This window comes from Pseudomonas sp. IPO3749 (assembly GCF_013386605.1).
GTDB classification, from domain to species: domain Bacteria; phylum Pseudomonadota; class Gammaproteobacteria; order Pseudomonadales; family Pseudomonadaceae; genus Aquipseudomonas; species Aquipseudomonas azotoformans_A.
Window position 1 is genome coordinate 1 of the sequence record NZ_JACARN010000138.1, and the last position, 9,085, is coordinate 9,085.

Annotated in this window: 8 protein-coding genes; 5 read left to right on the forward strand and 3 right to left on the reverse strand. The window is 62.8% G+C overall.

What is annotated here, in order from left to right:
- Positions 1–202 precede the first annotated feature (202 nt).
- Positions 203–988: a sulfite exporter TauE/SafE family protein gene (locus HX812_RS31665; RefSeq protein ID WP_038848531.1), complete on the reverse strand. Its 786-nt coding sequence runs from the start codon at positions 986–988 to the stop codon at positions 203–205.
- 225 nt (positions 989–1,213) lie between these two features.
- On the opposite strand from HX812_RS31665, the gene HX812_RS31670 reads away from it, so the two are divergent.
- From HX812_RS31670 to HX812_RS31680, 3 genes are read left to right on the forward strand one after another with little or no spacing between them, the layout of a single operon-like run.
- A complete protein-coding gene (locus HX812_RS31670) occupies positions 1,214–1,735 on the forward strand; it encodes a DUF3455 domain-containing protein (RefSeq protein ID WP_038848534.1) in 522 nt (173 codons plus the stop codon).
- A 51-nt stretch (positions 1,736–1,786) separates the two neighbouring features.
- The gene (locus tag HX812_RS31675) at positions 1,787–2,302 is read left to right on the forward strand and encodes a sigma-70 family RNA polymerase sigma factor (protein ID WP_038848535.1); all 516 of its coding nucleotides are present in this window, start codon (positions 1,787–1,789) and stop codon (positions 2,300–2,302) included.
- Positions 2,299–2,967: an anti-sigma factor domain-containing protein gene (locus HX812_RS31680; protein WP_033901514.1), complete on the forward strand. Its 669-nt coding sequence runs from the start codon at positions 2,299–2,301 to the stop codon at positions 2,965–2,967. The genes HX812_RS31675 and HX812_RS31680 overlap by 4 nt, the downstream gene beginning before the upstream one ends.
- On the opposite strand, the gene HX812_RS31685 is transcribed toward HX812_RS31680, so the two are convergent.
- Positions 2,968–4,269 carry an ATP-binding protein gene (locus HX812_RS31685; RefSeq protein ID WP_033901516.1) on the reverse strand — a complete coding sequence of 434 codons (1,302 nt, stop codon included), beginning with the start codon at positions 4,267–4,269 and terminating at the stop codon, positions 2,968–2,970.
- A 3-nt stretch (positions 4,270–4,272) separates the two neighbouring features.
- On the reverse strand, positions 4,273–4,974 hold the full coding sequence (locus tag HX812_RS31690) for a response regulator transcription factor (RefSeq protein ID WP_010210801.1): 702 nt from the start codon (positions 4,972–4,974) through the stop codon (positions 4,273–4,275).
- 285 nt (positions 4,975–5,259) lie between these two features.
- Between HX812_RS31690 and HX812_RS31695 the strand changes: the two genes are divergently transcribed.
- Together HX812_RS31695 and HX812_RS31700 are read left to right on the forward strand one after the other, a co-directional pair.
- Positions 5,260–6,402, forward strand: a complete 1,143-nt coding sequence (locus HX812_RS31695) for an efflux RND transporter periplasmic adaptor subunit (RefSeq protein WP_038845353.1) — start codon at positions 5,260–5,262, stop codon at positions 6,400–6,402.
- 6 nt (positions 6,403–6,408) lie between these two features.
- Positions 6,409–9,085, forward strand: a 2,677-nt coding sequence (locus tag HX812_RS31700; RefSeq protein WP_178949156.1) for a multidrug efflux RND transporter permease subunit, incomplete at its 3' end; no start/stop codon positions are given.

The following is a 9,085-nucleotide window of genomic DNA, read 5'->3' on the forward strand; positions in this document are numbered from 1 at the left end:
GGTTTAGCCGCCCCGCGCCATGGAGGGCGCGGGGCGGCGGCCCCCCAAATCACTGTCGGATTACGGGCACACCGAGCGTGAGCGAGGTGCCGAGTGTTGGGGCAAGAGCCCTTTGGTTACTTTGGGGCTCTTTTCCAAAGTGACCCGCCGTAAGGGCGGAACCAATACCCGCCATCACCCAAACAACGGATATGCCCCCAAATCAAAACGCCAACTTATAACCAATGGCCATCAACATAACCGCCAAGCAAGGCCGCAACACGCCATCAGGCAACTTGCCCGTCATATGGCTACCCACATAGATTCCCGGCAACGACCCCATCAACAAAAACCCCAGCAAATGCCAATCCATATTCCCCATGCTGGCGTGCCCCAACCCCGCCACCAGCGTCAACGGCACAGCATGCGCAATCTCAGTCCCCACCAACCGCCGCGTCGCCAGAAACGGATACAGGATAAACAACGCCACCGTCCCCAACGCCCCCGCGCCGATGGACGTCAGCGCCACCATGGTGCCGAGGATCGCGCCGGTCACCACCGTCAACGCATTCAAATTACGCGGGCTCATGTGATAGCTATCACCCGCATGCCGCTGGGCAAACGCCAACAGGCTCTTCTTGAACAGAATCGCCAACGCCGTCAGCAACAACACCACCCCAAGCGCTTGCTTGATCACCGCATTCAACACGCTAGGGTCGGTATGCAGGCTGGCCAGGAACCACAAGGTCAACAGCACCGCAGGCACGCTACCCAAGGTCAACCAGCCGGTAATGGTCCAATCGATATTCTTGTTCTTGCTATGCACCAGCACACCACCGGACTTGGTGATGGCGGCATACAACAGGTCAGTGCCCACGGCAGTGGCCGGATTGATGCCGAACCACAACAGGATCGGCGTCATCAACGAGCCGCCACCCACACCGGTCATGCCCACGATAAAACCAACGATCAGGCCAGCTACCACAAAACCAAAATTACCCACATCCATTCCAGCTACCTGCGGCCTTATAAATTTCTGGCGGCAGGATAGCGATTTTTCTTATAACGACTTATACCAATATGATCTGACTTTATGCCTTTTAGCTCAGTCGATGGCTGACGCTGTCGATCAGATAGAGATGCAGGTTTATTTTCCAATCGCTGCATCCAATCGCGCAGGCCCTGGGTAGTCCTTTCAGAACCCCCGCTGTTTGACTGAAATGGAGACGTACCCATGAACGCTAAAACACTGTTCTGCCTCACTGCCCTGCTCGCCGCCGCCCCCGCAGCCTTCGCCCAGACCGGCTTGCCGGACAGCATCAAGGTGCCGGACGGCCATAAGGTGGCGATGGAAACCACCGGCGTCGGCGAAATCACCTACGAATGCCGCGACAAGGCCAACGCCGCCGGCCAGACCGAGTGGACCTTCGTCGGGCCCAAGGCGGTGTTGAATGACCGCAGCGGCAAGCAAGTCGGCACCTACTTCGGCCCACCGGCCACCTGGCAGGCCAAGGACGGTTCGAAAGTCACCGGCACCCAATTGGCCGTGGCGCCGTCGGGCGCGGGCAACCTGCCGTATCAACTGGTCAAGGCCAACCCCGCCGAAGGCAAGGGCGCGATGAGCGGCGTGAGCTACATCCAGCGCGTGGCCCTCAAGGGTGGCGTAGCGCCGAGCAGCGAGTGCACGGCGGCCAACAAAGGCAAGCAGGAAGTGGTGAAGTACCAGGCGGATTACATCTTCTGGGCGGCCAACTGAGTAAAGTCGGCTACGCTGCCCCCCATGCCGATCATTGGGGGGTAGCCATCCGTGTTTGATTACGAAGCCTGTCTGCAGGCCTGCGCCCGTGGCGATCAACGCGCCTTGCGCCAGTTGTATGAGCAAGAAAGCAGCCATTTGCTCGGCGTGGCGATGCGCATCGCCAGGGACAAATCCCTGGCCGAAGACATCGTGCATGATGCGTTTATCAAGATCTGGCGCGGTGCCGGCAGTTTTGACCCCAGTCGCGGCTCGGCCCGTGGGTGGGTGTTCAGCGTGACCCGGCACCTGGCGCTCAATATCGTACGTAACCATTACCGCGAAATCCCGTTGGGCGACGAGCACGAACAAGTCGCTGCAACCGACACCTTTGAATTCAGCGCACGCTCGGGGCAAGTCCATACCTGCCTGGAGCAACTCGACCCGGCCCGTCGCACGTGCATCCTGCATGCTTATGTCGACGGTTATTCCCACAGCGAAATCGCCCAGAAACTCGACACCCCGCTGGGGACCGTCAAGGCCTGGATCAAACGTAGCCTCGCCGCGCTGCGGGAGTGCATGGCATGAGCAACCCACTGGACGAACTGGCCAGCGAATACGTGCTGGGCACCCTGCCCGGCGAACAACGCGCCGACGTCGAACAACGCCTGAAACACGACGCCGAACTGCGCGCCGCAGTGGACGCCTGGGAGCAGCGCCTGTTGCCGCTGACCGCCTTGGCGGAACCGGTGCCACCCTCCTCTGAGCTGTGGCGGCGTATTGAACGCAACATTGCCAGCGCCCGCACGCACTGGTGGGACCTGCTGGCCGTGTGGCGCGGTCTGGCCGGTGCCGGGCTGCTGACCACGCTGGTGTTGGCCGCGCTGCTGCTGACCCGCCCGCCCACTGCCGACCCGACCTTTGTGGTGGTGCTGGTGGCGCCGCAAAGCCAGGCACCGGGTTGGGTGATCCAGGCGCGCAATGACCAGCAGATTCAGTTGATTCCCTTGGGGGTGATGGAAGTGCCGTCTGACAAGGCCCTGCAGTTCTGGACCAAAGGCGACGGCTGGCAGGGGCCGGTGTCCCTGGGCCTGGTCAAGCCGGGGCAGACGCTCTCGGTGCCGTTGGACAAGCTGCCGCCGCTCACGCAGAACCAACTGTTCGAGCTGACCCTGGAAGACCCGCGCGGCTCGCCGACCGGCAAACCCACTGGGCCGATCCAGGCAATCGGCCGCGCGGTCAAGGTGCTCTGATCAGGCGACGGTGGGCAACCACACGCGAAACCGCGCACCGCCCAGCGGCGAAGCCAACGCCGTCAAGCTGCCGCCCTGGGCTTCCAGGGCGCGTCGGCTGATGGCCAGGCCCAGCCCAAAACCGCCGGTGGCGCGGTCGCGGCTGCGGTCCAGGCGGTAGAACGGCTCGAAGATGCGCTCGCGCTGGTCCACAGGGATGCCGATACCGTCGTCGTCCACCCAGATTTCACAGCCCTCGGCGCACACCTTCACACCGACCTGGATGCGCTTGTCGCAGTAACGCGTGGCATTGCGCAACAGGTTCTGCAAGGCGCGGGCGGTCAGACGCGGGTCGAGGCTGAAGCGCTCCACGGCGCAGTCGAGCGCCACATCAATGACGATCTCGGGGTTTTCCAGTTCGTCATCGACGCTGCCCAGTACGCTGTCGATGAACTCATCGAGGACCACCTCGACCCGCTCCGGCAGTTGCGCCGGGTTTTGCAGGCGGCTGTAGGACAGCAACTCCAGCACCAGCTCATCCAGCTCGCGGATATGCGCGACCAGACTTTGCAGGCGCTCGCGGCTGGCTTCGGGCAGGTCTTCTGACAACGCCAGGGCCAGGCCGAAATCCAGGCGCGTGAGCGGCGTACGCAGTTCGTGGGAAACCGCATTGAGCAGGTCGCGCTGCTGGTTGAGCAGGTGTTCGATGTCGTCGGCCATGGTGTCGAACACCGTGGCCAGGCTGCCGATGTTGGAGCTTGGGGGAATGTGTGTGCGCTCGCTCAGATTGCCCCGGCCCAATTGGGCGGCCGTGCTTTTCAGGCGCTCCAGGTCGCGCCAGTGGGGGCGCAGCCACATCAGCAGGCAGGCCAGCAATGCGGCGACGATCAACACATTGATCGCCCAGTACAGCACGTTCATGTCCAGTGGGTCGGGCGGTATGGTCAGCTTGACCGCGAACTGCTCGTTGATCGGCGAGCTGATTTCGGTCATCCAGCCCCACTCCCCCAGGCGCACGACCGACTTGCCTTGCTCCAGCAGTTGCTCTTCCGCCGGGGTGTAGCTGGCGTCCTGGCGCAGCAGCAGTTGCACTTTCAGCGGCGCAAAGTCGCGGCCCAGTTGCTCAGTCACCTGTGACCAGCGCTCCACCGGCGCCCGCAGGTATTGCTTGACGATCAGCTTCTGCTGGCCGCGGGTCTGCTCGATGTTGTAGTTCATGTAGCGGTGTTCGAACAGCTGGATCACCAGCGAGGGGATCAGGTAGATCGCCATGCTGTAGGTGACGATGGTGATCAGATAAAGCCGCAGCAGTACTCGAAACATGGCTCAGCATTCCCACTCGGAACGACTGAACAGGTACCCCTTGCCCCACACCGTCTTGATCTTGCGCGCTTCGCCTGCGTTGTCGTCGAACTTGCGGCGCAGCTTGGAGATGGCCACGTCCACCGAACGGTCGGTGCCGTTGAACTCGATACCGCGCAGGCGTTGCAGGATCTGGTCGCGACTCAGCACCTCTCCCGCATGCCGCGCCAGCACCACCAACAGGTTATATTCGCCGCTGGACAACTCCACCGGCTGCTCGCGCCAGGTCACGGTGCGCTCCGACAGGTCGATGCACAGGTTGCCCATGATGATCTGGTCGTTGGCCACCTGGGGCTCGGACAAACTGCTGCGCCGTAACAAGGTGCGCACCCGCGCCAGCAATACACGCGGCTCGCAGGGCTTGGTCACGTAGTCGTCGGCGCCCATTTCCAGGCCCAACACCTGGTCGTGGCTGTCATCACGGGCAGTGAGCATCAGGATCGGCAGCCCCGCCGAGTCGGCGCGCAACAGGCGGCAGACTTGCAGGCCATCGAGACCGGGCAACATCAGGTCGAGGATCACCAGGTCCGGCGGGTTCAGGCGCGCGCGTTCACGAACGTGGTCGCCACGGCTGAGCACGCTGACGTGGTAGCCATTGCGTTCCAGGTAGCTGGCAATCAGCTCGGAGAGTGCGGCGTCGTCTTCCACCAGGAGGATGTTGGGCATTAAGGTGTTTCCAAAAAATACATGGTCGTACATAAATCCAATGTGGGAGCGGGCTTGCTCGCGAAAGCGGTGGTTCAGTTAACAGATTTGTTGGCTGATACGCCGCCTTCGCGAGCAAGCCCGCTCCCACATTTGATCTTCAGTGTTTGCAGGATTGTGCAAGGATATACGCCCTCTGCCGACTATGGGTCGCACCTTACATTTCTTCACAGACGAGCTACACAGCTTCACAGCACCAAGGCGCAGGTGACTTTAGGATGCGCCAGTCAATATTGGGATAAGAGCATGTCGAAGAATCTGTTTGCGCCATTTTGCCTGCTGGCCCTCACCCTGGCCCTGAGCGCGTGTGGCGAGTCCGCCGCCGAAGCACCGCAAATGCCCCTGGCCAAAGTGCGCGTCGAAACCCTTGAAGCCAAACCCTTGGCCATCACCAGCGAACTCAGCGGGCGCATTGCCGCGCCGCGCATCGCCGAAGTGCGCGCACGGGTCGCCGGCGTGGTGATGCAACGGGTGTTCAAGGAAGGCCATGACGTGAAACAGGGCGACGTGCTGTTTCGCATCGATCCCGCGCCGTTCAAGGCCGACCTCGACAGCGCCCAGGCCAACCTGAGCAAGGCCGAGGCCGATGCCTTCAAGGCACGCCTGCAGGAGCAGCGCTACAGCCAATTGGTGGAAGGCAATGCCATCAGCGGCCAGGACTACGACAACGCCCGCGCCGCCGTGCGCCAGACCGCCGCCGAAGTCGCCGCCAACAAGGCCGCCGTCGAACGCGCCCGCTTGAACCTGGGCTACGCCACCGTGACCGCGCCGATTTCCGGGCGCATCGGCCGTGCGCTGGTCACCGAAGGTGCGCTGGTCGGTCAGAACGAGGCCACGCCGCTGGCGCTCATCCAGCAACTGGACCCGATCCACGCTGACCTGACCCAGTCCACCCGCGAGTTGAACGACCTGCGTCGCGCCTTCCGCGCCGGCAGCTTGAAGCAGGTCGGCCAGGACCAGGCCAAGGCCACGCTGATCGAGGACGATGGCAGCCTCTACCCGTTGCCGGGCAAGTTGCTGTTCGCCGAGATCAGCGTCGACCCCGGCACCGGGCAAATCATCCTGCGCAGCGAGTTCCCCAACCCGGACCTCGACCTGCTGCCCGGCAGCTTTGTGCGCGTGCGCCTGGAACAGGCCGTCGACAAACAAGGCATCAGCGTGCCGCAACGCGCCATCACCCGTGACAGCGCCGGTATCCCGATGGTGCTGCTGCTGGACGCCGAGCAGACCGTGAGCCAACAGCCCGTGGAGCTGGGCGCGGTGATCAATGATCGCTGGATCGTCAGCAGCGGCCTCAAGCCCGGTGACCGCATCATCGTCGAAGGCCTGCAACACGCGCGCCCCGGTGAAAAAGTGGAAGTGGACGACAGCCCGCTCGTAAAGGAATAACCCGCCATGCCGCAGTTCTTTATTGACCGCCCGATCTTCGCCTGGGTGGTCGCCCTGTTTATCCTGCTGGCCGGTTTGCTGGCGATCCCGCAATTGCCGGTGGCGCAGTACCCCAACGTGGCGCCGCCGAAAGTCGAGATCTACGCGGTTTACCCCGGTGCGTCGGCGCAGACCCTGGATGAAAGCGTGGTGAGCCTGATCGAGCAGGAGCTCAACGGCGCCGATCACTTGCTGTATTTCGAGTCCCAGAGCAGCCTCGGTTCGGCCACCATCACCGCCACCTTCCAGCCCGGCACCAACCCGGAAATGGCCCAGGTCGACGTGCAGAACCGCCTCAAAGCGGTGGAGCCGCGCCTGCCGCAAGCGGTGACCCAGCAAGGCTTGCAGGTGGAGAAAGTCTCCGCCGGTTTTCTGCTGCTGGTGACCCTCACCTCCAATGACGGCAAACTCGATGACGTGGCGCTGAGTGATTACCTGGCGCGCAACGTGATGAACGAACTCAAGCGCCTCGACGGTGTGGGCAAGGCCCAGCTGTATGGCGCCGAGCGCGCCATGCGCATCTGGATCGACCCGCAGAAACTGATCGGCTTCAACCTGACGCCGGCCGACGTAAACGCCGCGATCAGCGCGCAGAACGCCCAGGTTTCGGCCGGTAGCATTGGTGATCTGCCGGGCACCAACACCCAGGAGATCACCGCCGCGATCCTGGTCAAGGGCCAGCTTTCGACGCCTGCGGAATTTGCCGACATCGTGCTCAAGGCCAACCCGGACGGTTCCACCGTGCGCATCGGCGATGTGGCGCGGGTGGAAGTGGGCAGCCAGGAATACCAGTTCTCCACCCGCCTGAACGGCAAGCCGTCCACGGCGGTCAGCGTGCAGCTGTCGCCGGGCGCCAACGCGCTGAACACCGCGACGCTGGTGCGGGCGAAGATGGACGAGCTGTCGCGCTACTTCCCGGCCAATGTGGAATACAAGATCCCGTACGACACCTCGCCGTTCGTCAAGGTCTCGATCACCAAGGTGGTCTACACCCTGCTCGAAGCGATGGCGCTGGTGTTTGCGGTGATGTTCCTGTTCCTGCAGAACGTGCGCTACACCTTGATCCCGACGCTGGTGGTGCCGATTGCCCTGATGGGCACCTTCGCTACCATGTTGCTGCTGGGCTTCTCGATCAACGTACTGACCATGTTCGGCATGGTGTTGGCCATCGGCATTCTGGTGGACGACGCCATTGTGGTGGTGGAGAACGTCGAGCGCATCATGGCGACCGAGGGCTTGTCGCCCAAGGAGGCGACGAAAAAGGCCATGGGCCAGATCACCGGGGCCATCATCGGCATTACCCTGGTGCTGGTCGCGGTGTTCCTGCCGATGGCGTTCATGGCCGGCTCGGTGGGGGTCATCTACCAGCAGTTCTCGTTGTCGATGGCGACCTCGATCCTGTTCTCGGCGTTCCTCGCCCTGACCTTGACCCCAGCCCTGTGCGCCACCTTGCTCAAGCCGATTGCCAAGGGCGAACACCATGCCAAGGGCGGTTTCTTCGGTTGGTTCAACACGCGCTTTGAACGGCTCACCGACCGCTACGAAGGTTGGGTGGCCTATGCCCTCAAGCGCAGCGGTCGCTACCTGCTGATCTACCTGGTGCTGCTGGTGGGCCTGGGCTGGATGTTCAGCCGCCTGCCCTCCTCGTTCCTGCCCGTGGAAGACCAGGGCTACACCATCACCGACATCCAATTGCCGCCCGGCGCGAGCAAGAACCGCACGGTGCAGGTGGCCGAGCAGATCGAAGCGCACAACGCCGAGGAACCTGGGGTGGGCGACACCACCATGATCATGGGCTTCAGCTTCTCCGGTTCCGGGCAGAACGCCGCGCTGGCGTTTACCACGCTCAAGGATTGGTCCGAGCGCAGCAACGATGATTCGGCTTCGTCGATTGCCGACCGCGCCAACATGGCCTTCAGCGAGCTTAAGGATGCAATTGCCTACGCGGTGCTGCCGCCGCCGGTGGATGGCCTGGGCACCTCCAGTGGTTTCGAGTTCCGCCTGCAAGACCGCGGTGGCGTCGGCCATGCCGCGCTGATGGCGGCGCGTACCGAATTGCTGGCGGCTGCCGAGAAAAGCCCGATCCTGGCCAACGTGCGCGAAAGCGCCCTGGCCGAAGCCCCGCAAGTGCAACTGGAAGTAGACCGCAAGCAGGCCAACGCACTGGGCGTGTCCTTTGCCGACGTGGGCAATGTGCTGTCCTCGGCCATCGGTTCGGCCTACATCAACGACTTCCCCAACCAGGGCCGCATGCAACGGGTGGTGGTGCAGGCCGAAGGCGACCAGCGCAGCCAGGTCGCAGACTTGATGAAAATCAACGTGCGCAACAACGCTGGCAAGATGGTGCCGCTGTCGTCCTTTGTCGAAGCCAAATGGACCCAGGGCCCGACGCAGCTGACCCGCTACAATGGCTACCCGGCCATCGCGATTTCCGGCGAAGCGGCACCGGGACACAGCACTGGTGAGGCGATGGATGAGATCCAGCGCCTGGTCAGCCAGTTGCCGGCAGGTCTTGGCCAGGAATGGACCGGTCTGTCGTTGCAGGAACGGTTGTCCGGTTCCCAGGCGCCCTTGCTGCTGGGCTTGTCGCTGCTGATCGTGTTCCTGTGCCTGGCGGCGTTGTACGAAAGCTGGTCGATCCCGA

Excerpts from the sequence above, each read along its gene's own strand:
- HX812_RS31665 (WP_038848531.1), bottom strand. The coding sequence starts at position 988 with ATGGATGTGGGTAATTTTGGTTTTGTGGTAGCTGGCCTGATCGTTGGT.
- HX812_RS31690 (WP_010210801.1), bottom strand. The coding sequence starts at position 4,974 with ATGCCCAACATCCTCCTGGTGGAAGACGACGCCGCACTCTCCGAGCTG.
- HX812_RS31670 (WP_038848534.1), top strand. The coding sequence starts at position 1,214 with ATGAACGCTAAAACACTGTTCTGCCTCACTGCCCTGCTCGCCGCCGCC.
- HX812_RS31680 (WP_033901514.1), top strand. The coding sequence starts at position 2,299 with ATGAGCAACCCACTGGACGAACTGGCCAGCGAATACGTGCTGGGCACC.
- HX812_RS31695 (WP_038845353.1), top strand. The coding sequence starts at position 5,260 with ATGTCGAAGAATCTGTTTGCGCCATTTTGCCTGCTGGCCCTCACCCTG.
- HX812_RS31685 (WP_033901516.1), bottom strand. The coding sequence starts at position 4,269 with ATGTTTCGAGTACTGCTGCGGCTTTATCTGATCACCATCGTCACCTAC.